Annotated in this window: 26 protein-coding genes; 8 read left to right on the top strand and 18 right to left on the bottom strand. The window is 68.8% G+C overall.

Annotation, left to right across the window (positions count from 1 at the left end; translation table 11 throughout):
* Positions 1–40: 40 nt before the first annotated feature.
* Positions 41–1618 carry a bifunctional phosphoribosylaminoimidazolecarboxamide formyltransferase/IMP cyclohydrolase gene (gene purH, locus QRT08_RS07695; RefSeq protein ID WP_286045353.1) on the bottom strand — a complete coding sequence of 526 codons (1578 nt, stop codon included), beginning with the start codon at positions 1616–1618 and terminating at the stop codon, positions 41–43.
* A gap of 166 nt (positions 1619–1784) precedes the next feature.
* Between purH and purB the strand changes: the two genes are divergently transcribed.
* Both purB and QRT08_RS07705 read left to right on the top strand, forming a co-directional pair.
* Positions 1785–3179, top strand: coding sequence for an adenylosuccinate lyase (purB, locus tag QRT08_RS07700; RefSeq protein WP_286045354.1), 1395 nt, complete (start codon positions 1785–1787; stop codon positions 3177–3179).
* Positions 3180–3203: 24 nt separating this feature from the next.
* Positions 3204–4094 (top strand): ABC transporter substrate-binding protein, encoded by an 891-nt coding sequence (locus QRT08_RS07705; protein WP_286045355.1) that lies wholly within the window; start codon positions 3204–3206, stop codon positions 4092–4094.
* A 48-nt stretch (positions 4095–4142) separates the two neighbouring features.
* On the opposite strand, the gene QRT08_RS07710 is transcribed toward QRT08_RS07705, so the two are convergent.
* The 6 genes from QRT08_RS07710 to dapA are packed head-to-tail and all read right to left on the bottom strand — an operon-like array spanning position 4143 to position 9777.
* A complete protein-coding gene (locus QRT08_RS07710) occupies positions 4143–5195 on the bottom strand; it encodes a M20 family metallopeptidase (protein ID WP_286045356.1) in 1053 nt (350 codons plus the stop codon).
* Positions 5192–6064 carry a diaminopimelate epimerase gene (gene dapF / locus QRT08_RS07715; RefSeq protein ID WP_286045357.1) on the bottom strand — a complete coding sequence of 291 codons (873 nt, stop codon included), beginning with the start codon at positions 6062–6064 and terminating at the stop codon, positions 5192–5194. Before dapF ends, QRT08_RS07710 begins: the two co-directional genes overlap by 4 nt.
* Positions 6055–7284, bottom strand: a complete 1230-nt coding sequence (lysA, locus tag QRT08_RS07720; protein WP_286045358.1) for a diaminopimelate decarboxylase — start codon at positions 7282–7284, stop codon at positions 6055–6057. Before lysA ends, dapF begins: the two co-directional genes overlap by 10 nt.
* A complete protein-coding gene (locus tag QRT08_RS07725; protein ID WP_286045359.1) occupies positions 7281–8111 on the bottom strand; it encodes a 2,3,4,5-tetrahydropyridine-2,6-dicarboxylate N-succinyltransferase in 831 nt (276 codons plus the stop codon). Before QRT08_RS07725 ends, lysA begins: the two co-directional genes overlap by 4 nt.
* Positions 8108–8869: a 4-hydroxy-tetrahydrodipicolinate reductase gene (gene dapB, locus QRT08_RS07730; protein WP_286045360.1), complete on the bottom strand. Its 762-nt coding sequence runs from the start codon at positions 8867–8869 to the stop codon at positions 8108–8110. Before dapB ends, QRT08_RS07725 begins: the two co-directional genes overlap by 4 nt.
* Complete coding sequence (dapA, locus tag QRT08_RS07735) at positions 8866–9777, bottom strand: 4-hydroxy-tetrahydrodipicolinate synthase (RefSeq protein WP_286045361.1); 912 nt, start codon at positions 9775–9777, stop codon at positions 8866–8868. The genes dapB and dapA overlap by 4 nt, the downstream gene beginning before the upstream one ends.
* A 285-nt stretch (positions 9778–10062) precedes the next feature.
* On the opposite strand from dapA, the gene QRT08_RS07740 reads away from it, so the two are divergent.
* Positions 10063–10560 carry a LabA-like NYN domain-containing protein gene (locus QRT08_RS07740; RefSeq protein WP_286045362.1) on the top strand — a complete coding sequence of 166 codons (498 nt, stop codon included), beginning with the start codon at positions 10063–10065 and terminating at the stop codon, positions 10558–10560.
* Positions 10561–10565: 5 nt separating this feature from the next.
* Here the strand turns inward: QRT08_RS07740 and QRT08_RS07745 are convergent, their stop codons facing one another.
* On the bottom strand, positions 10566–10748 hold the full coding sequence (locus QRT08_RS07745; RefSeq protein ID WP_286045363.1) for a hypothetical protein: 183 nt from the start codon (positions 10746–10748) through the stop codon (positions 10566–10568).
* A 126-nt stretch (positions 10749–10874) separates the two neighbouring features.
* On the opposite strand from QRT08_RS07745, the gene QRT08_RS07750 reads away from it, so the two are divergent.
* The 3 genes from QRT08_RS07750 to QRT08_RS07760 are packed head-to-tail and all read left to right on the top strand — an operon-like array spanning position 10875 to position 12530.
* Complete coding sequence (locus QRT08_RS07750) at positions 10875–11390, top strand: PUA domain-containing protein (protein WP_286045364.1); 516 nt, start codon at positions 10875–10877, stop codon at positions 11388–11390.
* A gap of 37 nt (positions 11391–11427) precedes the next feature.
* Complete coding sequence (locus tag QRT08_RS07755) at positions 11428–11820, top strand: nascent polypeptide-associated complex protein (protein ID WP_286045365.1); 393 nt, start codon at positions 11428–11430, stop codon at positions 11818–11820.
* Positions 11817–12530 carry a methyltransferase domain-containing protein gene (locus tag QRT08_RS07760; protein WP_286045366.1) on the top strand — a complete coding sequence of 238 codons (714 nt, stop codon included), beginning with the start codon at positions 11817–11819 and terminating at the stop codon, positions 12528–12530. Before QRT08_RS07755 ends, QRT08_RS07760 begins: the two co-directional genes overlap by 4 nt.
* Here QRT08_RS07760 and QRT08_RS07765 read toward each other — a convergent pair.
* From QRT08_RS07765 to QRT08_RS07800, 8 genes are all read right to left on the bottom strand, one after another.
* Positions 12527–14050 carry a sodium:solute symporter family protein gene (locus tag QRT08_RS07765; protein ID WP_286045367.1) on the bottom strand — a complete coding sequence of 508 codons (1524 nt, stop codon included), beginning with the start codon at positions 14048–14050 and terminating at the stop codon, positions 12527–12529. The two genes, QRT08_RS07760 and QRT08_RS07765, sit on opposite strands and share 4 nt — an antisense overlap.
* Positions 14043–14312, bottom strand: coding sequence for a DUF3311 domain-containing protein (locus tag QRT08_RS07770; RefSeq protein ID WP_286045368.1), 270 nt, complete (start codon positions 14310–14312; stop codon positions 14043–14045). The genes QRT08_RS07765 and QRT08_RS07770 overlap by 8 nt, the downstream gene beginning before the upstream one ends.
* Positions 14313–14406: 94 nt before the next feature.
* Entirely contained in the window at positions 14407–14685 is a 279-nt protein-coding gene (locus QRT08_RS07775) for a HalOD1 output domain-containing protein (RefSeq protein ID WP_286045369.1), read from the bottom strand.
* 194 nt (positions 14686–14879) lie between these two features.
* The gene (locus QRT08_RS07780) at positions 14880–15401 is read right to left on the bottom strand and encodes a magnesium transporter (RefSeq protein ID WP_303650267.1); all 522 of its coding nucleotides are present in this window, start codon (positions 15399–15401) and stop codon (positions 14880–14882) included.
* 50 nt (positions 15402–15451) lie between these two features.
* Positions 15452–16024 (bottom strand): magnesium transporter, encoded by a 573-nt coding sequence (locus QRT08_RS07785; protein WP_286045371.1) that lies wholly within the window; start codon positions 16022–16024, stop codon positions 15452–15454.
* 172 nt (positions 16025–16196) lie between these two features.
* The gene (locus QRT08_RS07790) at positions 16197–17402 is read right to left on the bottom strand and encodes a potassium channel family protein (protein ID WP_286045372.1); all 1206 of its coding nucleotides are present in this window, start codon (positions 17400–17402) and stop codon (positions 16197–16199) included.
* Between the two features lie 40 nt (positions 17403–17442).
* Positions 17443–17754 carry a transcription factor S gene (locus QRT08_RS07795; protein ID WP_286045373.1) on the bottom strand — a complete coding sequence of 104 codons (312 nt, stop codon included), beginning with the start codon at positions 17752–17754 and terminating at the stop codon, positions 17443–17445.
* Positions 17755–17797: 43 nt separating this feature from the next.
* Positions 17798–18055, bottom strand: a complete 258-nt coding sequence (locus tag QRT08_RS07800) for a DUF5789 family protein (RefSeq protein WP_286045374.1) — start codon at positions 18053–18055, stop codon at positions 17798–17800.
* 299 nt (positions 18056–18354) lie between these two features.
* Between QRT08_RS07800 and QRT08_RS07805 the strand changes: the two genes are divergently transcribed.
* Positions 18355–19575 carry an MFS transporter gene (locus QRT08_RS07805; RefSeq protein WP_369684826.1) on the top strand — a complete coding sequence of 407 codons (1221 nt, stop codon included), beginning with the start codon at positions 18355–18357 and terminating at the stop codon, positions 19573–19575.
* Here QRT08_RS07805 and QRT08_RS07810 read toward each other — a convergent pair whose 3' ends face one another.
* Positions 19576–20340: an enoyl-CoA hydratase/isomerase family protein gene (locus QRT08_RS07810; protein ID WP_286045376.1), complete on the bottom strand. Its 765-nt coding sequence runs from the start codon at positions 20338–20340 to the stop codon at positions 19576–19578.
* An 86-nt stretch (positions 20341–20426) separates the two neighbouring features.
* On the opposite strand from QRT08_RS07810, the gene QRT08_RS07815 reads away from it, so the two are divergent.
* Entirely contained in the window at positions 20427–20918 is a 492-nt protein-coding gene (locus tag QRT08_RS07815; RefSeq protein WP_286045377.1) for a DUF5797 family protein, read from the top strand.
* On the opposite strand, the gene QRT08_RS07820 is transcribed toward QRT08_RS07815, so the two are convergent.
* The gene (locus QRT08_RS07820; RefSeq protein WP_286045378.1) at positions 20896–21951 is read right to left on the bottom strand and encodes a DUF5787 family protein; all 1056 of its coding nucleotides are present in this window, start codon (positions 21949–21951) and stop codon (positions 20896–20898) included. The two genes, QRT08_RS07815 and QRT08_RS07820, sit on opposite strands and share 23 nt — an antisense overlap.
* Positions 21952–21954: the final 3 nt, after the last annotated feature.

Here is a 21954-nt window from a genome sequence, read left to right on the forward strand (position 1 = left end):
GCTTCGCTCGTTCGCTGACTCCGGCCCTCTTTCGCTTCGCTCAGTCGTGCCGGAACGCCCGCGATCCGGTGAAGACCATCGCCATGTCGTGCTCGTCGGCCGCGGCGATCACGTCCTCGTCGTTGACGGAGCCGCCGGGCTGGATCACCGCTTCGATGCCCGCCTCCGCCGCCTCCTCGATCCCGTCGGGGAACGGGAAGAACGCGTCCGAGGCCATGGCCGCGCCCTCGCTGTCCTTGCCCTCGGCGTGCTCCTCCGCCTTCATCGCCGCCAACCGGACGGCGTCGACTCGACTGACCTGCCCCATCCCGACGCCCACGGTTTCGGTCCCCTTCGCGAAGAGGATCGCGTTCGACTTGACGTGTTTGATGGTGTGCCACGCGAACAACAGCGACTCGAATTCTTCCATACTTGGCTCGCGTTCGGTGACGACCTCCAGGTCCTCGCGCGCGAGGTGCTGGTCGTCGGCCTCCTGGACCAGCCGCCCGCCTTCGAGCTTCTTCTCCCGGAGCGCGGGTTTCAGATCACCAACGGGGCCCGTATCGAGCACCCGGAGATTCTCCTTCTCGCGGAGGACCGAGAGCGCTTTTTCACTGTAGTCGGGCGCGACGACGACCTCCTTGAACGAGTCGACGATCCGCTCGGCCGTGGACTCGTCACACGCGCGGTTCAGCGCGACAATGCCTCCAAAAGCGCTCATCGGGTCCGTCGAGAGCGCGCGGTCGTAGGCCTCGCTCACGGACTCGGCGGTCGCACAACCGGCAGGGTTCGTGTGCTTTATGACTGCGGCGGCCGGCTCCTCGAACTCCTTGACGAGTCCGATCGCCGCGTCGGCGTCGTTGTAGTTGTTATAGGAGAGCGCCTTCGCGCCCTCGTTCAGCTGTTCTGCATGAACCACGGTCGCCCGCTCCTCGGTTTCATCGCGATAGAGCGCGGCCGCTTGGTGAGGATTCTCGCCGTATCGGAGTTCGTTTCCGCGGTCCTCGCTCGTGACTCGCCGGGCGGGAAACCGCTCATTGGAATCGCCCTCGATCCGGACCTCCTCGCCGTCGACCTCGACCTTCCCCTCGGCGACCCAGCGCACCGCCCGCGGATAGGCGCGGAACTCGGCGTCGTGGAGCACGCGCTCCTTCAGACTCGCCTCGTCGTCGCCCTCGTAGACCGGCACCGCCTCCTGGGTGACGATGGGTCCCGCGTCCACGTCCTCGGTGACGATATGCACCGTGCAGCCCGTGACCCGGACGCCCGCCTCCAGAACCGCCTCGTGGGCGTTCATGCCCGGGAACGAGGGCAGGAGCGCGGGGTGGACGTTCAGCGTTAGCGGCGCGCCCTCGAGGAACTCGCTCGTCAACACGCGCATGTAGCCGTCCAAACAGACCAGATCGAGGTCGTACTCCGAAAGTACGTCGAGGATCCGGCGCTCGTGGGACTCGCGGGCTTCGTCCTCCCCGCGTTCGACGATCTCAGTGGGAATCCCGCGGTCCTCGGCCTTTTTCAGTACCGGCGCGTCGGCGTGGTTCGACAGCACCACCGCGAGTTCGGCCCCGCCGGGCGCGCCGTCGGCGATGCGCATGAGGTTCCTGCCGCGATTGCTCGCCAGCCCCGCAACCTGTGTCATACGTCGAGGGGCGACCGCGAGTCCAAAAGTCGTTGCGGTCCGGACGGAGGTAGTATGCACGTTCGCGCAATATAGACGGGTGATATCGGGATCGTACGGCGTATTCTATGCACGGAGGTGGTCCGACACCGACACGGTTTTGCCGCGGGCGTCGGTAGCGCCGCGTATGGACGACCAGCGCTCCGATCCCCTCTACGCCGTGTCGCCGCTCGACGGGCGGTACGCCTCGCGTACCGCGCCGCTCGCGCCCTACGCGAGCGAGGCCGCGCTCATGCGTGCCCGGGTGCGCGTCGAGGTCGAGTACCTCGTCGCGCTCGCCGATCTCGACGCCACTCCGTTGGTCATCGACGACGAGGAGCGGGAGGTCCTCAGGGGGAGCTACGAGGGGTTCGGCCCCGAGGACGCCCGGCTGATCAAGCGGATCGAGACCGAGGGCTACGGCGGGTACGACGCGACGAACCACGACGTGAAGGCGGTCGAGTACTTCGTTCGCGAGCGTCTCCCGGAGGGACTCGACGCCGAGCAGTGGATCCACTTCGGGCTGACCAGCGAGGACGTGAACAACCTCGCCCACCGCCTCCTCTTGAAGCCCGCCGTCTCGGAGGTGCTGGTGCCCGCGCTCAGGGAGGTCCGGGACGCGCTCGCCGACCTCGCCCGCGAGAACCGCGCGATCCCGATGCTCGCGCGGACCCACGGCCAGCCCGCGACGCCCACCACCTTCGGCAAGGAGATGGCGGTCTACGCCGCCCGTCTCGGGCGCGCGCTGGGGCGAATCGAGCGGGCGAACGAGGGGCTCGCGGGCAAACTCGCCGGCGCTTCGGGCACCTACGCCGCGCACGTCGCGGCCTACCCCGAGGTCGACTGGCGGGCGTTCGCCCGGGAGTTCGTCGAGGGGCTGGGCCTTGAACACCTTCCGCTCGCGACCCAGGTCAACCCGTGTGACGATCTCGCTCGGCTCTTCGACGCCCTCCGGGGCGCGAACGACGTCCTGCTCGACCTCGACCGGGACGTCTGGCTCTACGTCTCCCAGGGGTACCTCGGCCAGCGAGCGGTCGAGGGCGAGACGGGCTCGTCGACGATGCCCCACAAGGTCAACCCGATCGACTTCGAGAACAGCGAGGGAAACCTCTCGAAGGCCAACTCCGACTTGGGCTTCCTCGCCGACTACGTCACCACCTCCCGGCTCCAGCGCGACCTCTCGGATTCGACTGTCAAGCGAAACGTCGGCGCGGCGCTCGCCCACTGCCTGATCGGCTACGGGAAGTGCGAAACAGGGTTGGGGAAGGTCACGCCCAACGAGGCGGCCATGCGCGAGGACCTCGAGGCGAACCCGGAGGTGATCGGCGAGGCGGTCCAGACCGTTCTCAGGAGGGAGGGCCACACCGACGCCTACGAGCGGGTGAAGGAACTCACCCGTGGTCGACGCACCACCCTCGACGACTTCCGGGGCCTGTTCGCGGACCTCGACGTGGACGAGCGCACCCGCGAGGAGCTGATGGCCCTGACGCCCGCCGGCTACACCGGGCTGGCGGACGAACTGGTCGACGACCTCAACGGTTAGTAGCTCCCGAACCTCACTCGGGGTATGAACGTCGTCTCGACCTCGCCCTCGGGGACGGAGATCCTGTGTGCGCTCGGGGTCGACCCGGTCGCCGTCTCGCACGCCTGTGACTACCCGCCGCGGGTGAGGGACCTCCCCTCGATCGACTTTTCCAGAGTGCGTGGCGAGTCGAGCGCCGAGCGCCACGACCGCGTGCGGACCGTGAGCGCCGAGGGGACCGTCTACCGACTCGACGTCGAAACCCTTCGGAACGTCGAGCCCGACCTGATCCTGAGCCAGGAGGTCTGTGGCGTCTGTGCGGTCGACACGACGCTCGTCGACGAGGTTCTCGTGGGTCTCGATTCGGACCCCGACGTGGTCGGCCTACACGCGGGTCGCCTGGAAGATCTCTTCTCGTGTATCGAACGCGTGGGCAGGGCGGTCGGACGCGAGGAGCGGGCGGGGGAACTGAACGCGGAACTCCGGGAACGACTGGCGGGGATCGAGGCACGGACCGAAGGGAGGGAGCGCCCGCGGGTCGCGGTCTTCGAGTGGCTCGACCCGCTCATCGCCGCGGGCAACTGGGTGCCCGAACTGGTCGGGATCGCAGGCGGCGAGTACGGGCTGGCCGAACCCGGCGATCGAACCGTCGAGGTCGGCTGGGACGACGTGATCGGGTACGACCCCGAGGTGCTCGTCGCCGCGCCCTGCGGGTTCGACACGGAGGGGACGCTCGCCCGACGGGATGAACTGACCGGACGCGAGGGCTGGGACGAACTGTCGGCGGTGGCGTCGAATCGGGCCTACGCGATGGACGGCGCGAGCTACCTCAACCGGTGGAGCCCCCGACTCGTCGACGCGACCGAGCGACTCGCGGCCTGCTGTCATCCCGACGTGTTCGGCGAGCCGCCGGCGGACGTCGCGGCGCTCTCGTGAGGCGTCGGGAGGGGGAGTGGTTCGACGCGCCGATCGGCGTCACCGGGCCTAGCCCGATCGGTCGAGTGCCCCGGTCAGGATCCGGGCCGCCCGCCGGACCGCCTCGATTCGGACGTACTCACGGGGGCCGTGGGCCACCGCACCCGCGTCGTCGGCGAGGACGCCGGGGCCGAACACCACCGTCGGGGCCTCGCGCGCGAAGTAGGAGGCCTCGGTTGCGGCCCCGAAGGGCCGAATCTCGCCCGCGCCCGCCGCCCGGAGCGCGTCGACGACCGCGGCGTCGGGGGGCGTCTCGAACGCCTCCAGAAACGGCGTCTCGCGCTCGGTGAAGCGAAAGTCGACGTCGACGCCGGGGACCCGCGATTCGAGGTGGGCAGCGAGCGCGCTCGCGAAGCCCTCGGCCGTCTCGGGCGGGACGCTCCGGCGGTCGAGGATGATCCGACACTCGCCGGGCACCTGATTGGTCGCGGTCCCGCCCTCGATGACGGTCGGGGTGAGCGTCGGATCGCCCAGATCGGGGTGGGGCGTCGCGTCGGCGTCGAACGACGCGAGGGCTTCGAGGACGCGGGCCGCGTCCGAGATGGCGTTCTCGCCACTCCGAGGTTCGGCGGCGTGGGCGTTCTCTCCGCGGACGGAGAGGGTTCCCTCGAAGCGCCCCTTCGCGGCGGTGCAGACGTCGAGTCCCGTGGGCTCGCCGACGAGACACCGGTCGAACTCGAGCGAGAGGGCGTACGCGCCGGTCGAGAGCGTCTCCTCGTCGGGCGTGACCGCGAGCGTGAGCCGGCCGTCGGGATCGCTCCCGAGAAACGCCGCGAGCATGGCCGCGAGCGGTCCCTTCGCGTCACACGCGCCGCGCCCGCGGATGGTCCCGCCGTCGCGTTCGACGGGGACGTGCGGCGAGACGGTGTCGATGTGGGTGTTCAACAGGGTGTGAGGAGGTCCCTCGCCCCGCGAGGCGATCACGTTGCCGGCGGCGTCGACGCGGGGCTCGACGCCGTGCTCGGCGAGGGTTTCGCACAGAAACTCGCGCATCTCGGCGACCTCCTCGTTCGAGGGGATTCCGACCGCTCGTTCGAGAAACGCGACGGGATCGAAACTCATGGAGCGGGCACCTCGCCCGCCCCCTCGAACTCGACGGGGCCCGAGAGCGTCGTCGGCCCCTGGTCGGGTACCTCCACGAGCAGTTCGCCGCCGGGCGGCGAGACCCGAACCCGTTCGTCCTCGACGAGCCCCAGTCGGCGGGCGACCGCCGCGATGGCGACCGCACCGGTCCCGCACGAGCGGGTCTCGCCCTCGACGCCCCGCTCGAAGGTACGCTGGGCGAACCCCCCGTCACGCTCGCTCGCGAGGTTCACGTTCGCGCCCTCCGGGAAGCGATCGGAATGACGAATCGGCGGGGCCATCGCGTCGAGGTCGGTGGTCGAAACGTCGTCGACGAACACCACCGCGTGGGGGACGCCGGTGTTCACCGCCGTAACCTCCCATCCCTCTATCTCCTCGCGGATCAGCGGCTCCTCGTGCGCGAGCGGGACGTCCGGAGGGGCGAACGAGGGGATGCCCATCTCGATCTCGATGGTTTCCGCGCCCACGCGGGCCCGGCGCTCGCCCGCGGGCGTGTCGATGGTCAGGCTATCGGTTTCGAGCCGCCTCGCTCCGCTCGCGGCCTCCGGCCGCTCGCGCGTATCGAGACGGCGAAGCCGTCTCGCTGCCCACCGCGCGGCACACCGCGCCCCGTTGCCGCACATCGCCGCCGTGCCGCCGTCGGGCTGGTACAGGCGCATTCGGACCCGATCGCCCTCCAGCGAGAGGACGAGCACGCCGTCGGCACCGCGCCGGTCGCCGACCGCGAGGCCCGTCTCGCGGTCGCAGTGCCCGGCGGCGAACGCGCCCCAGTTCTCCACCTCTTCGCCCGCCTCGCAGACGAGGAAGTCGTTTCCGGTCCCGTGGTACTTCTCGTAGGCTACAGCCATGGGACCCCCCGTTCGAGGCGCGTCACGTCCGCCACGGTCTCGCGGCGGCGATCCACCGCGCTCTCCTCGCCGTCTACGGCGACGGTCGCGGGCCGCGGACGGCTGTTGTACTGGCTCGCCATCTCGTAGCCGTAGGCCCCCGCGTTGCCGATCGCGAGCAGGTCGCCGCGATCGGGGGCGGGCAGTTCATAGGTACCGAAGACGTCGCCGCTCTCGCAGATCGGCCCCGTGACGGTCGCCTCGACTGTCTCGCGTTCCTCGGCCGCGAGCGAGCGGATCCCGTGGCGGGCGCCGTACATGGCCGGGCGAGCCAGCGTCGTCATCCCCGCGTCGACACCGACGACCAGCTCCTCGCCGGCGGGCTTGACGGTGTTCACCCGAGTGAGGAGAACGCCCGCGTCCGCGACGAGGTACCGGCCCGGTTCGACGGCGAGGGTGGCGTCGACCTCGCCGAGCGCCTCGCGGGTCGCTTGTGCCACCCGTTCGAGGTCCAGCGGTTTCTCCTCGGGGCGGTAGGGCACGCCGAATCCGCCGCCGACGTCGACGAACTCGAGGTCGAGATCCGTCTCGCGGGCCAACTCGCCCATCCGCGAGACGAGCTCGCGGTGGGCCGCGAGGTCCTCGCCGCTGATCCCGCTGCCCGCGTGGGCGTGGATGCCCACGACGTCGAACCGGTCGGCGACCTCGGCGAGGAGGCCGGGCGCCCGATCGATGGGGACGCCGAACTTCGCGTTCGCGCCCGTCGAGACCTTCTCGTGGTGGCCAGCACCGACGCCGGGGTTGACCCGCAGACAGAGCCGTCCACGATACCCACGCTCTGCGAGGCGGGCCATCGTGTCCTCGGCCCCGGCGGTGATCGTCAGTCCGGGGTCGTCGCGGGCGGTCGAGACGGCGTAGTCGAGGTCCTCCTCGGGCGGGTTGACCGCGGTGTACTGGACCCGCTCGGGGGGACACCCCGCCGACAGCGCGCGCTCGACCTCGCCCGCGGAGGTACACTCGATGCCCGCGCCGGCCTCGACGAGCGTCTTCAACACCGTCTTCGCAGTATTAGCCTTCGCCGCGTACATGACCGTCGCGTCGGGGAAGGCCGCCGCCATCCGGTCGTAGTTCTCGCGGACCCGTCCGAGGTCCTGGACGTACAGCGGCGTCCCGTGGGCGTTCGCCAGCCCCGACAACCGAGTGGCGTCCCACTCGACGAGCCGCCGTACCGGCGAACTCATTCCCGAAGCGCCTCCTCCCGGCGGGTCGCGTCGAGCGTATCGCTTTCGACGTCGAGCGCCACGACGGCGGGCTTGTACGCCCCGCCCTCGAAGAGGTCGTGATCGCCGAGCGCCGAGTCGACGTACCGGGTGAACGCGCGGCGCTCGGGCGGGAGTTCGCCGTAGATGACCTCCTCCTCGACCAGATCGTAGACCGGGATCCGGGGCGTAAGAAGGGTGTTCTCGCCGACGATCGAGTCCTCGCCGACGACGAACCCCGAGGTGACTCGACAGCCGGCACCCAGCGAGACGCCGTCCTCGATCACCACCGGAGCGCTCTCGACGGGTTCGAGAACGCCCCCGATGAGGGTGTTCGCGCCGAGTTTGACGTTATCGCCGATCTGGGCACACGAGCCGACCGTGTCGCAGGAGTCGATCAGGGTGCCGTTTCCTACGAAAGCGCCGACGTTGACGAACGCGGGGCTCATCAGGATCGCGTCCTCTCCGATGAAAGCGCCCCGACGGATCACGGTTCCATCAGGTGTGTTCCGGGTGCCACGCTCGCCCAGATCCGATGTCTCGCGCAGCGGCAGGACGTCGTGGTAGGTCACGTCGCCGTAGGTCCGGGGATGGGTCTCGCGCAGGCCGAAGTTGAGCAGAATGGCGCGCTTGACCCACTCGTTCGCCTCCCATTCGTCCCGCTTTTCGGCGGCGCGGACCTCGCCCGATTCGAGGGCGTCGAGAAACGCGTCGAGCGTATCGAGGTGGTCGGTCGTCGCACTCGCCGCGTCGACCTCGTCGTCGGCGTACTGCGTCCACAGCTCCGAGATCTCGGTTTCGAGGCTCATGACTCGGTATCGGGCAGGGTGTCTGAAAAGTCGTACCATCCCGGCGGGCGTCCCGCGAGCCACTCGGCGGCCTCGACCGCGCCCGCCGCGAACACGCCCCGGCTACCCGCTCGGTGGGTGAGTCGAAGCTCCTCGTGGTTGCCCGCGAGCAACACCTCGTGTTCACCCGTTATATCGCCCGCCCGCCGGGCGTGGACGCCGATCTCGCCGTCCTCCCTGGGTGCCTCGCCCTCGCGACCGTGGACGCGCGACGAGTCACCTCTGGTTTGGTCGATCGCGTCGAGCACCCGGTTGGCGGTGCCGCTGGGGGCGTCGCGCTTGCCGTTGTGGTGCGTTTCGGTGACCTCGACGTCGTACTCCGGGAGGGCGGCGACGGCCTCGCGCACGACGGCGAGCAGCCCCTGAACGCCGCGGGCGAAGTTCGCCGCCTGCAGGACCGGAATCCGCTCTGCGGCCTCGCGCAGGGCGGCGAGTTGCGCCTCGGAGAATCCCGTGGTGCCGACCACCGCCGGGACGCCGGCCTCCGCACAGTCGGCCACGTACGAAACGCTCGGGTCGGGCAGCGTGAAGTCGATGGTCGCGTCGGGCTCTCGCTCGGAGAGCAGCGTCGCGAACCCGTCGGCGGGGTGGACCTCGGTCCCCCCGGTCTCGCCGGTCGCACTGTGGCTCACCGGGAGGGGCTCGTGGCCCGCCTCACGCGCGGCGTCGATCACCTCGCGGCCCATCCGGCCCGTCGCGCCGGTCACGGCGACCCTCATGCCTCGAGTTCGACCGCGGGCGACGATTCGAGTTCGTCGAGCAGGTCCCCGAGTTCCTCGCGAACCCCCTCGGAGGCCCGCGAGAGCGGCGAGCGCAGGTGCGGCCCGCAGTGTCCGCGGATCGCCATCGCCTCCTTGACCGGGATGGGGTTGGACTCGGCGAACAGCGTCCGCATCAGCCCCCCGAGTTCGTGGTGCAGCGAGCGGGCACGCTCGTAATCGCCTGCCAGCGCCGCACCGGCCATCGCGCAGGTGCGCTCGGGTTCGACGTTCGCGACGACGCTGATGGCGCCGGTGCCACCCACGGAAAGGGTGGGCAGGGTCATCGCGTCGTCGCCCGAGAGCACCGTGAAGTTCGCCTCGCGGGTGCGCTCGACGACCTCGCTGATCCGCCCGAGGTCGCCGCTCGCGGCCTTGTACCCGACGACGTTCTCGTGCTCGGCGAGCGAGACGGCGGTCTCGACCGCGATGTTCCGCCCAGTGCGCCCGGGTACGTTGTAGACGATCTGTGGCAGGTCGACCGCGTCGGCAATCGTCCTGTAGTGGTGTTCCATCCCCTCGGGTTCGGGGCGGTTGTAGTACGGCGAGATGAGGAGCAGGCCGTCGGCGCCCGCCTCGGCGGAGCGCTCGGAGAGTTCGAGCGCTTCCGCGGTGTTGTTCGACCCGCTGCCGGCGATCACGGGGACGTCCTCGACCGCGCCGCTTACGGTTTCGACGACCTGGACGTGTTCGTCGTGGGTCAGCGTCGCGCTCTCGCCGGTGGAGCCGACGGGGACGAGGCCGTCGACGCCCGCGCGTTCGAGGCGCTGGGCGTCGGCCGCGAGCGAGTCGAAGTCGATGCTACCGTCGTCGTGGAAGGGCGTCACCATCGCCGGGAAGACGCCGCTGAACGTGTCGTGTGCTGTCATTGGTTTCGTCGAGGTGGTCTTGCGTGCGGTGCCCGAACCGGGCCACGGACGGGGTCGCCACCCCCGCCGGAAGCCCACTCACACGCGTTTTTTGAAAAGAGCGCTGGGCGACACGCTGTCGGAGGCGACTCCCGTGCGTGTCGGTCGCGTCATACACTCATACCCGTGGGCAGGCAACTTAGCCCTTGCGACCCGAGCGATCGTTGCCGCCCCGAGTGTTTCGTTCGTATCCCCGGTACGTGATCCAAACGAAGCGTTTTATCCGCTGCCCCGAGAGGGTCCGGTATGACGGTCGTCCACCCGAACCAGCGCGTGGCCGTGCTGGCCGACGCGCAGAACCTCTATCACTCCGCCCAGAGCCTCTACTCGCGGAACATCGACTACTCCGCGCTGCTGGAGAAGGCGGTCCAGGACCGGGAACTCACGCGCGCCATCGCCTACGTGATCCGCGCCGACGCCCCCGAGGAGGAGAGTTTCTTCGAGGCGCTGATCGACATCGGCTTCGAGACGAAGATCAAGGACATCAAGACCTTCGGCGACGGCTCGAAGAAGGCCGACTGGGACGTCGGGATGAGCCTCGACGCCGTGACCCTCGCACCCCACGTCGATACCGTCGTGCTGTGTACCGGCGACGGCGACTTCTCCCGGCTCTGCTCGCACCTGCGCCACCAGGGGGTGCGCGTCGAGGTGATGGCGCTCGGGCCCTCGACCGCCGACGAACTGGTCGAGGCGGCCGATTCGTTCGTCGATCTGACCGAGCGCGAGGAGACGTTCCTGTTGTAACCGCCCTAAACCGGTCGCCCCTCGCCGGTCGTGCCGATCAGGAGCGAGCCGATCGCCAGCCCGGTCGTCGCGAGGGCCGCGAGCGCGATCGGAACCGAGAGGTTGATCATGCCGGTGGCGAACAGGAGCGCCCCGCTGACCACGATCAACAGCGCGCCCGCGACGGTCTTGGTCTGATCCGAAGCCATTGGGCGTCCCTAGGGACGAGGGCTATATAATTCTCACCAAACACGCCGGATAACAGATACCATGTAATCGAGTGACACACCTGCGAAGCGGTGGGCTCTTGTACGACGGCCCCGACCATCGAGAGAATGGACGAGAGCAGGCGGCTGGTGCGCATCGCCGACTACCAGTTCGGCCGCGTCCGCGAATCGGACGATTCGCGGACCAACCGGACCGTCGAACGGTCCGGTGACGGGGCCGGCGAGGCGCTCTTCTCGGGGGAGCTCCGCGTCGAGCGCTCGAAATCGGGCCGTCCCCGACAGGTCCACGCCCCCGCGGGTCGGCTCGTCTCGCTGGGGGCGGACGGGCGCTTCACGCTGGGACTCGAGGGCGGACGGCGACTGCAGGAGGCGCTCGACGCGCCGAGGGGACGGGTCGTCGTCGGCGACGACAGCGAGCCGTTCGTCCGGGAGGGGAAGAACGTCTTCGCGAAGTTCGTCTCGGACGTGGGTCCCGAGATCAGACCGGGCGACGAGGTCTGTGTCGTCCACGAGACGGGCGACCTGCTGGCGGTCGGGCGCGCCGAGTTGCCCGCGAGCGCCATGCGCGAGTTCGAGAGCGGCATGGCCGTGAAGGTCCGCGAGGGCGAGGGCGAGCGCGAGTAGCGCCATACTTTTCCCCCCACACCACCTCTCGGCGCGTATGTTCGGAGGAGGCGGCGGACTCGACCCGCGCAAGATGGAACAGATGATGAAACAGATGGGGATCGACACCGAGGAGATCGACGCCACGGAGATCGTCATCCGGACCCCCGACGAGGAGCTCGTCTTTTCGGACGCCGACGTCACCCGGATCGACGCCCAGGGCCAGCAGACCTACCAGATCGTCGGCGAACCCGAGACCCGCGAGTCGGGGGCAGACGCGGGCGAGGCCGGCGACGAGGCGGCGATCGAAGGGGCGGACATCCCGGCGGACGACATCGAGATCGTGACGATGCGGACCGGCGCGAGCGAGGACGAGGCACGCGACGCCCTCGAAGCGGCCGACGGCGACCTGGCGAGCGCGGTCGAGCGGCTCGAATCCGAGCCCCAGTGATCCTGCTGACCCACGGCGACCGCGAGTACCTCCGCGAGCGCGGCGAGGAGCTCCAGACCGACCTCGGCGTCGTCGAGATCCCCGAGGACGCGAGGCCGGGCGACGTTCTCGAGACCCACCTCGGCGAGGAGTTCCGCGTCCGCAGGCTCCGGGGACCGGACCTGTTCAACCACTTCGAGCGCACCGGCGCGCCGATGCTCCCTCGCGATATCGGCCTCGTGATCGGGGAGACCGGAATCGCAAGCGGGGACCGGGTGCTCGACGCGGGCACCGGAACGGGCGTGCTCGCCGCCTACGCCGGTCGGGTCGGCGCCGAGGTCGTCACCTACGAGCGAAACCCGGAGTTCGCCGAGGTCGCCCGCGAGAACATGCGGCTGGCCGGCGTCGACGACCGCGTCGACGTTCGCACGGGGGATCTGACCGACGACCTCGACGACCGCTCGGGGTTCGACGTCCTCACGCTCGATACCGAGGACGCGCCCGCGGTGGCCGCGCGGGCCGACGAGGTCCTCGTTTCGGGGGGCTTCCTCGCGGTCTACTCGCCGTTCGTCGAAGCGACGAGGGAGGTCGTCGAAGCGGCCCGCGGGAGCCTCTCGGACGTCCGGCCGGTCGAGACGATCCAGCGCGAACTCGACGTCGACGACAGGGGGACGCGCCCGAGCACGGGGCCGGTCGGCCACTCGGGCTACCTGGTGTTCGCGCGCAACTAGTCGTCGGCGGGGACCGCCTCGCCCGCGGAGCGCTCCTTTTCGACGGCCTCGCCCTGCGGACGCGTCGCCTCGATGAACTCCCTGACCCGTTTCGGGTCGTCGACCTCGGTGAACAGGCTCACGGCGACGAACACGACCGTCGTGACGCAGAGCCCCCAGAAGCCCGCGTGAACCAGCAGAGGGGAGGCCGCGAAGAAGGTGTAGTAGACGGTGACGGCGCTGCCGGCGAGCAACGCGGTGATCGCGCCCTCCCTGGTGGCCTGCTCCCAGTAGATCGCTCCCAGTACCAGCGGGAGGAACTGGATCACCGCGCCGTAGGCACCCGCGAGCAGGTCGACGATGCCGACGCTGCTGACGACGGCGAAGTAGTAGGAGACCGCGACGACGGCGACCACTGCCAGTTGGGTGATCCGGGTCGCCCGTCGGTCGGGGGCGTCGGGTTCGATCACCTTGGTGTAGAAGTCGCGGGTGAAGACGCTGGCGGCGGCGTGAACGATCGAGTCGGCCGAACTCATCGCCGCGGCCAACCCGCCCGCGAAGAAGAAGCCGATGATCCACGGGTTCATCTCCAGCGTGGTGAGCATGTAGGGCAGGATGTTGTCGGGGTTCGCGACCTCGGCGTACCGGATGCCCGAGAAGCCGATGAAGAGGATCGGCACCAGCACGAGGCCGAACAGCGGGTAGAGCATCACCGTCTTCTTCAGGGTCTTCACGTCGCGGGAGGTGTACGCCCGCATGAACAGGTGGGGCCACATCACGAACCCGAGCGTCGAGACGAGCACGTAACTCGAGTACTGGAGCACGCTCATCCCGTCGGCGGTGCCGCCGATCACGAGGTGGTTCGCCAGTTCGGCGTTGATCCCCTCGAACATCGGGCCGACCCCGCCGTAGAGTTCGAACGGCAGGTAGAGGCCGATCGACCACGCGAAGACGAGCATCATCGCGCCCTGGAGCACGTTCGACCAGCCGACGCCCATCATCCCGCTCGAGAGGACGTAGACCGTGATCACGAGGAAGGGAAGCAGGGCGGCGAGCCAGTATGGAATGAGGCCGTCGCTCGCGGTCTCGAGGATGAGGCCGACGCCGGTGATCTGCAGGACGGTGTAGGGGATGAACGCGCCGATGCTCGCGAGCGCCATCAGCACGGAGAGCCACTTGCTGTCGTACCTGTCGGAGACCATCTCGGCCTGCGTGACGTAGCCGTACTTCCTCCCGAGGCGGATCGCCTTCGGGCCCAGCAGGTACCACAGCAGCATGCCGGTGCCGGTGTAGGCCAGCACGTAGTAGGCCTCGCCGCCGTCGCTGTAGGCGGCGCCGGGTCCGCCGAGGAACGCGAAGGCACTCAGGATGCTCGCGCCCATGATGAAATACAGCACGACGAGGCTCACGTTCCGGTCCCCGGCGATGTACCCCTCCGTCGTGTTCTGATCGGCCTTCCCGCGGCTCCAGAGGCCGATCCCGAGCGCGACGACGAGGTACGCCAGCGGAACGGCGGTGACGATCAGCGTCCGCTCAACCATCGTACCCACCCCGCACGACCCGGTACTCGTAGCGATAGAGCGCCGCCGTGTTCGCGAGGGCGAACAGCAACGAGAGCGTGATCCAGAACATCACGAACGGCAACCCGAGCACCTGCGGTTCGAACCGGTTGAACGGCAGGATCGCGGGCCAGAGCAACGCGAACATGATCGCGGCGTAAACGACCACGTGAAGCGCATAGCGCCGTCGTGCCGACGGCGGCGTCCGATCGCTGAACAGGTTGAGGCCGAATCGAGTGCCCATGACAGCGTGTGAGCGACACACACACGCATTAGCCTACCGGTTCGGTCGGACAGGTGATGGACGGTTGTCCAGAAATCCGGAGACGTCCGCTCGGCTACCCGTAGACGAGGACCTCGCGCTCGGCGGCGTCGACCGTGACCCGATAGCCGTCGAGGTGAAACGAGACGGTGCCGCCGGCGCGGCTTCGACCGTCGGCCCGCGGACCGAACAGTTCACAGAGCGCCTCGGGGTCGAGGACGTCGTTGAGCGGGCCGATCTCGGCGTGGGAGGACTCCGAGGCGATCGCGACCGCGTCGACCACGACGAACGCGAGGTCCTCACGCTCGTCGTACTCGATCCGATGAACCGGTTGGGTTGTGCGTTCGGCGTTCACGATAGGCCACCTCGGAGCGCCCGGTGCGGGATACGAACCCAGTTTTAATTGTGGGTAAATAACTATTGTTATTAAGGAAATTCGTGGGTGGTACCGGGACGGCTCGCCCGGCTACCTCCGGAGTCGACGTTCTTTCCTGCGGGGTGGTCGCGGGTGGAGGGCCGTTTCGCCCACCGCACCCGACCGGTTCGGCCCTAGAACCCAAGCACTACCCCCGAGACGCCGAGGAAGATCACCATCCCGAAGACGTCGACGACGTTCGTGACGATCGGGATCGTCGTGTCGTCGGGATCGATCCCCATCCGGTAGGAGGCGTAGGTCGCGCCGATGCTGAAGACGATCGCGATCACGGCGACGCTCATGCCGCTGACCAGCGAGATGAGAAGCAGCGTCGACAGCGGCAGACCGATCCCGAGGAACGCGCCCAGCAGATAGGCGCCGACCGCGAGGGACGTGAAGACGGTCGCCGCGAGCGCGAGGATCGCGCCGACGTTGGCCCACAGCACCCGGTCACGGGGATCGAACTCCGTCGTCCCGAGGTGGAGCCGTGAGGAGAGCCGCGAGGAGAGGATCGCCCCGAGGTTGCCCCCCAGACCGACCATCGTCGGGACCATGACGGCGAGAATGGCGTACCGTTCGAGCAGTTCCTCGGCGCCTTCGAGCGTGATGCCGGCCCAGAGGACGACGATCGAGAGCACCACGAGCAGCGGGAACATGGTGGTGACGATGTTCCTCGCCTCCCACGTCCCGAGCGATCCCGAGGGGGTCACGGGACGAGCACCTCGACGAGGCCGACCGAGAGCAACAGGAAGAGCATCCCGAAGACGTCGCCGAGCGTGGTGACCGAGGGGCCGACGAGGTTGTCGGGATCGTAGCCGTACTCGTAGCCCGCGAAGATCAGGGCGAGGAGCCCGACGATCATGACGACGGAGGTCAGCACGCCCGCGATCAGCATGATCCCGACCAGCTCGTAGAGCGCCGCCGACTCCCACCCGAGGAGCAGGAGCGCGAGCCACGTGATGACGCCGATCACGACCGAGATGCCGATCCCGTTGACGAAGGAGGCGACGACCGCGTTCACGAGTCGGTCGTTCCGTTCGAACCGGGGTTCGAGCAGCCCCTGGTGAAGCCCGCTCGATATCCGGCTGCCGAGCGCGCCGTAGACGTTCCCGCGGGTGGCGAGGAAGACCGGGACCATCACGAGCAGTCCGGGGAACCGCTCGACGCTCTCGAGGATCCGTTCGAGAACGAGGCCCGCGAACAGGCCGCCGCCGAGCGCGATCAACAGGACCGGAAGCGCCTCGCGGTAGATCGACCGGAACTCCTCCCGAGGGCCCATGGTCGGGGGTCGTTCGATTCGATGTTAAACCTACCGAGAACGTTCGGGTAACCGATACTGTCGGCTGTACCTCGTCGATCGGGACTCCGGTGATCCGACCGTTTCCGGCGGTGTCTCGGCCACTCGTTCCCGGCGGTGGGTACAGCCGACGGTACGACGAACCGGCCGGGCCTCACGCGGCCGCGAGATCCCGGAACGTCCCGGCGGACGTCCGGGTCCCCTTCGCGATCAGCACGTCGCCCGCCTGGAGTTCGGTGTCGGCGTCGGGGACCAGCACCCAGCCCTCCTCGGGCCGGCGCACGGCCAGCACGTTCATGCTCACGTCGGACTCGGGGACGCCCTCGACGAGCGAGGTGTTCTCGAGGCGGCTCCCGGGATCGACGGTCACGCGGGCGATGATCTCGTCGCTCTCCTGGACCGCGAGTTCGACGACGGGGTGGACGTCGATCTCCCGGAGGATCCCTTCCGAGATCTCGAGGGCCGCATCCGAGATCTCCTCGGTGCTGAAGCCCAGGTGGAGCAGGCCCCTGAGAGAGACGGGGTCGGGCGCGTCGCCCGCCGCCCGGAGCGTCCACGCCTCGAAACGCGAGCGCAGCGCGTCGACCTCGACTTCGAGGTTTCGCACCTCCTCGGCGAGTTCGACGTTGTCGAAGAGGATCGACCCGTACGCGAGGTCGACGGCGAGTTCGCTCAGGTTCTTCATCAGGATGATCGAGTCCACGGCCCGATCGAGGTCCGCGATCTCGGAGTCGACGGGTTCGGGCGGGGCGTACTCCTCGCCGGTGAGCGTCCCGTAGACCTCGGTGATCCCGGCGTCGGGCCCCCGAAGCAGCGCCACGTCGGCGGCTTCGAGGGCGGTGTGGGGACCCGGATTCAGGATCCACTCGGAGCCGCGACGCAGCGCGATCACGCGGACCCCCGTCTCGGATTCGAGGTCGATCTCGCCGAGCGTTCGGCCGGCGTAGGCCGACCCCTCGGCGACGCTCGCGCGCACGAGCGTCTCGACGGCCTCCGGAAGGGCGGTCCGCATCGCGTCGGGGAGGCCGACCTCCTCCATGACCACCTTCGCGATGTCGCCGGTCGCGTCGCTGATCTTCTCGGCGCCGCTTACGATCCCCAGGACGGGCGCGAGCGCCTCGGCGTCGGCGGGGTTGCGAGCGGCCATCAGCAGGCTCATCCGGGCGCGCAACTGGAGGACGTCCATGCGCTCCTCGAGGCGAAGCACCTCCTCGGCGATTCGCTCGCTGTTCAGGAGCACCGCCGAGTACGAGAGGTCGATCAGGAGTTCGGAGGTGTCTTTCATCTCGACGAGCAGGTCCTTGACGCTCACCGGCTCGTACTCGACCGTGGTCGGCGGCGGATCGCCGTCGGATCCCATGGCGAGGGGTTGCGCGGGTGTCTAAAAAGTCCTTGCGCAGCTAGTGGTCGTCCTCGCGCCACTTGTGTTCGCACTCGGTGCAGACGAAAAAGCGCGTCTCCGACTCGTCGGCCGCCCGGATCTGCTGCATGTACCAGTAGGCGCGGTCGTTGCCACACTCGGGACACTGCGCGCTCGTGGTCGGCAGCCCGCTGTTTTCCGCACCGCTCTCGATGACCTCGCTTTGCTCCTGGGCGGCGGTCGTGGTGTACGAGGCGCTGTCGCCCTTGGGCTGTTCGTGCCCGCAGCCCTTACACACCCAGACGTCGCCCTGACCCATCATCATCGAACCGCATTCGTCGCAGAATTCCATGTCCTGCCTACCGTATCGAGCCAATTAAGCGCCCCGAATCGCCTCACCCCTCGCCCTCGGACTGGTAGGGTTCGCCGACGGCCTCCCGGGGAAGCGAGTTGTGGATCTCGGTCTTGAGGTCCTCCGCGGAGCGATACGAGTCGCTGCCCGTCTCGGAGACGAGTTCGCCGAGGTTCGCCTCGCCGTCGGCGAGCAGGACCGTCACCCCCTCGAGTTCGACCGCGGCGTCGTCCCGGGGGATCGGATAGGAGAGTTCGTCCAACTCGTCGTCGACCCGGCTGAGTTTGACTTCACGTGCCATGTCATCACATATGTCGGCGATCGTCTTATACTGTCGGCTGTAACCGTGTGACGATTCTCCCCGCCCCGTAGCGGGGAGGATCTGCAACGACGTACAGCCGACAGGAGTAGCCCTTCGCCGAACAGGAGGCTGATAGAGGGAGTATCGTAGCCAGTCGGATGGTGTTTTCGGGCCACAGCGTCCACGGCGGTCGGTTACCGAACAAACCGCCGCGTCTCTACGATAATCCCTATAGCCCCCGACTCCGTAGGCCCGTCGTGGCGCTCTTCGAGACCGACCGACGCATCCTCGCGCTCGCCATGGCCCGGATGGCCGACGGCGTCGGCAACTCGTTTCTCATCATCGTCCTCCCCCTGTACATCGCGAGCGGACTCGTCGAGGGGCGGACGTTCGGGCTGACGGAGTCGATGATCATCGGGATCGTTCTCTCGCTGGTGGGGTTCGTCAGCAGCCTCTCCCAGCCGTTCACCGGGCGGGTCTCCGACAGGACGGGCCGGCGGAAGCTCTACATCCTGATCGGCCTGGGCGGGCTGACGACCGCCAATCTCCTCTACCTGCTCGCGGGGTCGTACCTCTCGCTGATCGCCCTGCGGGCCCTGCAGGGGATGTCGATCGCCTTCATCATCCCCGCGTCGGTCGCGCTCGTCAACGAACTCGCGGGCGCGGGCACCCGCGGGGGCAACATGGGCGTCTACAACACCTTTCGGCTCGTCGGCTTCGGCGCCGGCCCGATCGCCGCCGGCGTGCTCGTCAACGCCGGGCCGTACTCGCTCGCGGGGGTCGAGCTCTCGGGGTTCGAGGCCACCTTCTACGTCGCCGCCGGGGCGGCCGCGCTGAGTTTCGCGCTCGTCTCCGTACTCGTTCAGGACCCCGCGGAGCTCGAACGCGCCAGAAAGGACCTCTCGATCGACGTTTTCGATGGAGAGGGCGGGCTCGATCCGGTCTTCACCCTCGGGATTGCCTCGCTGTTCATGGCAATCGGGATCGCGCTCTTTGCGACCCTCCAGCCCGAGATCAACGCCCGCCTCGAACAGGGCTCGACCTGGTTCGGGGTGCAGTTCGCGGCGTTCATCATCTCGCAGGTCTTCCTGCAGGTTCCCATCGGGAGAGCCAGCGACCGCTGGGGCCGCAAGCCGTTCATCCTCGTCGGACTCCTGTTGCTCGCGCCCTCGACGCTGCTGCAGGGGATCGTACTGGACTCGTGGCTCATGCTGGTCGTCCGGCTCACCCAGGGGGTCGCCGGCGCGATGGTGTTCGCCCCGGCGCTCGCGCTCGCGGGCGATCTCGCGACCGGCGGGGATTCGGGCACCAAACTGTCGGTGCTGACGATGGCGTTCGGCCTCGGCGTCGCGCTCGGGCCGCTCTCGGCGGGCTTTCTCGTGAGCCTCGGCTTCGTCGTGCCCTTCGCCGTCGGCGCGGCGCTCGCGGTGATCGGGTTCGGACTGGTCTACACGCAGGTCGAGGAGACGGTCGAAACCGGGGCTTCCGGGGCGGGAGCCGACCCCGCCCCGCAGGACTAGCTACTCGAAGTCGGGGTCGCGCTTCTCGACGAACGCCTCCATGCCCTCGCGCTGGTCGGCGGTCCCGAACAGGCCACTCCAGAGCCGGCGCTCGTAGGCCAGCCCCGCCGACTGGTGGCTCTCGTGGACCTGGTTGAGCGCCTCCTTGGCCGCGGCGAGCGCAAAGCGGGGCTTTGCGGCCAACTGGTGGGCCATCTCGTCTACCACGGAATCGAGTTCCTCCTGGGGAACGACCTCGCCGACGAGGCCGATCTCCGCCGCGGATTCGGCGTCGAGGCGCTCGCCGAGGAAGACCATTCTCCTGGCTGCTGCGTCCCCGACGAGTCGGGAGAGGCGCTGGGTGCCGCCCCACCCGGGGACGATCCCCAGGTCGATCTCGGTCTGACCGAGGACGGCGTTCTCGCTCGCGACCCGGAGGTCGCAGGCGAGCGCGAGTTCACAGCCGCCGCCGAAGGCGTACCCGTTGACCGCGGCGATCGCGGGCGCGTCGTGGGTCGCGATCCGGTCGCAGACCCGGTGGCCGAGTTCGGCGTACGCCATCGCCTCCTCGACCGAGAGCTCCTTCATGTAACTGATGTCCGCGCCGGCGACGAAGGCGTTCTCGCCCGCGCCGGTCAGGACGAGCGCGCGGACGTCCTCGGTCTCGTCGAGGGTCCGGTCGAGCGCCTCCAGCGTGGCGACGTTGAGCGCGTTGAGGCTGTCGGGCCGGTCGACGGTGATGGTGGCGACGCCGTCCTCCCGCGTGATCGTGACGGTCTCTGGCATGGGCCCGACGAGGGGCCCCGGTGTCCTAAGCGTTCGCCAATCGGAGAACGAATGAGTAACGTATCACCTCCCCGTAGCGTCGGGCAATGACACTCTCGGAGGAGGCACGGGAACGCCTCGCGGACGTGGTGTCGCTCCAGCCGACGAAGAACGCCGAACTTCAGGAGCGATGGGGGATGGAAAGCGGCAGCGATGTCCACCAGTACCTCGAAACCGAGCTCTCTGAGTACTACTACCGCGACGAGGACAGCCTCATTCGAGCGACGCCCGACGCGGCGGACCTCGTCGATGTCGACCCCGGGATCGAGGGCGGCGAGGAGGGTACCGTCATCCGCGTGCCCGAACTCCAGGGCCAGGTCTTCGAGGTACTTGCGGGTCCAGAGGAGCGCTCTCAAAGCGTGGTTTCGGTGCTGCAGGACCTGCGGGCGGAGTTCGGGATCGATCCCGAGGCCGGCGAGGTCCGCTCGGCGCTCCAGAGCCTGAAGCGAAAGGGGATCGTCGAGGTCGAGTACCGGACCGTCCCGACCTTCCGGAAGGCCGCACCCCGCGAGGACGTCACCGTCGAGACACTGGAGTAGCCCCCGAGCGCGCGCGTTCCCGGCGGCGTTCGAGCACCCTCTCGATACCCTTGCCCGGCCCGCCCTCGATGGGCCAGCCCTTCGTCCGCCACGCGGGCGGTTCGGGCGAGAAGTCGGGACACGACCCCGAACACTCGGCGGCGGTTTGTTCGCGCCCCTTCGCCACACAGTGGGGCACGAGCGCGTCCGAGTCGATCCGCCCCTCGAAATGGCGGCAGTCAGGGCGCATCGTGTCGACGTAGGAGCGCCACCCCCGCTCGTAGGCCCGTTCTGCGATCGCGAGGCGTTTTGCACCCTTCTCCTCGGGCGGGACGTACTCGAATCGGGCGGCAGAACGGTCGTGGTCGCCCCCGGTGGGGCGCTCCGTGATCCGCGTTCCCGGTTCGTCGGGTGCGAGCCGACGGGGGTGCCAGCGGACGCTCGCCTCGCCTCTCGAGAAGACGAGGATGCCGACCTCGACGGGGATGTCCTCCAGCAGGGCGGGTTCGACTCGGTCGCCCGTCGCGCGGGTGGCGACCCAGACCTCGTCGGCGAGTCCGAGCGCGACGTCCCGCTCCAGTTGGTTCGAGAGCGCGCGGGCGGCGCTGGCGTCCAGATCCGGTTTGTTCTCGATGGCGATAATTCCCGATAGCCACTCGGGGTACTCGTATCGCCGGCGGATCTCGATTCGATTCCCGCGTTTTCGGGTGTCGAGGATCCCGCGATCGCTCGCGACGTGGATCGCCTCCCGGACGTAGCGCCACGGGTAGCCCGGGTGGGGCAGCGCCTCGCGGTAGTACTCCCACTCGGCGGGCGCGTTCCGGACGACGTGGAGGAGGTTCGAGTCGAGTCGCTCCCGGCCGAACCGCTCGCGTCGGGCCAGCCCCTCGGGGTCGACCTCGAGGACGACCGTGTCCCAGCGCCGGCTCCGGGTCCCGAGTTGGCGCGCGACGATAACTGGAGAGGGGTCGCTATCGGGGGGCCAGTTCCGCTCGGCCCACCGACAGACCCGGAGTTCGAAGCCGAACTCGTGGCCGATCCGCTCGCGCGTCATACG

Source organism: Halalkalicoccus sp. NIPERK01, assembly GCF_030287405.1.
In the GTDB taxonomy this organism is placed as follows: Archaea; Halobacteriota; Halobacteria; order Halobacteriales; family Halalkalicoccaceae; genus Halalkalicoccus.

What these genes read in the sequence shown, in the direction of transcription:
- QRT08_RS07815 (WP_286045377.1), top strand. Translation starts at nt 20,427, where the DNA reads ATGACACTCTCGGAGGAGGCACGGGAACGCCTCGCGGACGTGGTGTCG.
- QRT08_RS07765 (WP_286045367.1), bottom strand. Translation starts at nt 14,050, where the DNA reads ATGGTTGAGCGGACGCTGATCGTCACCGCCGTTCCGCTGGCGTACCTC.
- QRT08_RS07780 (WP_303650267.1), bottom strand. Translation starts at nt 15,401, where the DNA reads ATGTTCCCGCTGCTCGTGGTGCTCTCGATCGTCGTCCTCTGGGCCGGC.
- dapB (WP_286045360.1), bottom strand. Translation starts at nt 8,869, where the DNA reads ATGAGGGTCGCCGTGACCGGCGCGACGGGCCGGATGGGCCGCGAGGTG.
- QRT08_RS07795 (WP_286045373.1), bottom strand. Translation starts at nt 17,754, where the DNA reads ATGGAATTCTGCGACGAATGCGGTTCGATGATGATGGGTCAGGGCGAC.
- QRT08_RS07725 (WP_286045359.1), bottom strand. Translation starts at nt 8,111, where the DNA reads ATGAGCCTCGAAACCGAGATCTCGGAGCTGTGGACGCAGTACGCCGAC.
- QRT08_RS07710 (WP_286045356.1), bottom strand. Translation starts at nt 5,195, where the DNA reads ATGAGTTTCGATCCCGTCGCGTTTCTCGAACGAGCGGTCGGAATCCCC.
- QRT08_RS07770 (WP_286045368.1), bottom strand. Translation starts at nt 14,312, where the DNA reads ATGGGCACTCGATTCGGCCTCAACCTGTTCAGCGATCGGACGCCGCCG.
- QRT08_RS07745 (WP_286045363.1), bottom strand. Translation starts at nt 10,748, where the DNA reads ATGGCTTCGGATCAGACCAAGACCGTCGCGGGCGCGCTGTTGATCGTG.
- QRT08_RS07805 (WP_369684826.1), top strand. Translation starts at nt 18,355, where the DNA reads ATGGCCCGGATGGCCGACGGCGTCGGCAACTCGTTTCTCATCATCGTC.
- QRT08_RS07800 (WP_286045374.1), bottom strand. Translation starts at nt 18,055, where the DNA reads ATGGCACGTGAAGTCAAACTCAGCCGGGTCGACGACGAGTTGGACGAA.
- lysA (WP_286045358.1), bottom strand. Translation starts at nt 7,284, where the DNA reads ATGAGTTCGCCGGTACGGCGGCTCGTCGAGTGGGACGCCACTCGGTTG.
- QRT08_RS07755 (WP_286045365.1), top strand. Translation starts at nt 11,428, where the DNA reads ATGTTCGGAGGAGGCGGCGGACTCGACCCGCGCAAGATGGAACAGATG.
- QRT08_RS07790 (WP_286045372.1), bottom strand. Translation starts at nt 17,402, where the DNA reads ATGGGATCCGACGGCGATCCGCCGCCGACCACGGTCGAGTACGAGCCG.
- dapA (WP_286045361.1), bottom strand. Translation starts at nt 9,777, where the DNA reads ATGACAGCACACGACACGTTCAGCGGCGTCTTCCCGGCGATGGTGACG.
- QRT08_RS07750 (WP_286045364.1), top strand. Translation starts at nt 10,875, where the DNA reads ATGGACGAGAGCAGGCGGCTGGTGCGCATCGCCGACTACCAGTTCGGC.
- purH (WP_286045353.1), bottom strand. Translation starts at nt 1,618, where the DNA reads ATGACACAGGTTGCGGGGCTGGCGAGCAATCGCGGCAGGAACCTCATG.
- QRT08_RS07820 (WP_286045378.1), bottom strand. Translation starts at nt 21,951, where the DNA reads ATGACGCGCGAGCGGATCGGCCACGAGTTCGGCTTCGAACTCCGGGTC.
- purB (WP_286045354.1), top strand. Translation starts at nt 1,785, where the DNA reads ATGGACGACCAGCGCTCCGATCCCCTCTACGCCGTGTCGCCGCTCGAC.
- QRT08_RS07705 (WP_286045355.1), top strand. Translation starts at nt 3,204, where the DNA reads ATGAACGTCGTCTCGACCTCGCCCTCGGGGACGGAGATCCTGTGTGCG.
- dapF (WP_286045357.1), bottom strand. Translation starts at nt 6,064, where the DNA reads ATGGCTGTAGCCTACGAGAAGTACCACGGGACCGGAAACGACTTCCTC.
- QRT08_RS07740 (WP_286045362.1), top strand. Translation starts at nt 10,063, where the DNA reads ATGACGGTCGTCCACCCGAACCAGCGCGTGGCCGTGCTGGCCGACGCG.
- QRT08_RS07810 (WP_286045376.1), bottom strand. Translation starts at nt 20,340, where the DNA reads ATGCCAGAGACCGTCACGATCACGCGGGAGGACGGCGTCGCCACCATC.
- QRT08_RS07785 (WP_286045371.1), bottom strand. Translation starts at nt 16,024, where the DNA reads ATGGGCCCTCGGGAGGAGTTCCGGTCGATCTACCGCGAGGCGCTTCCG.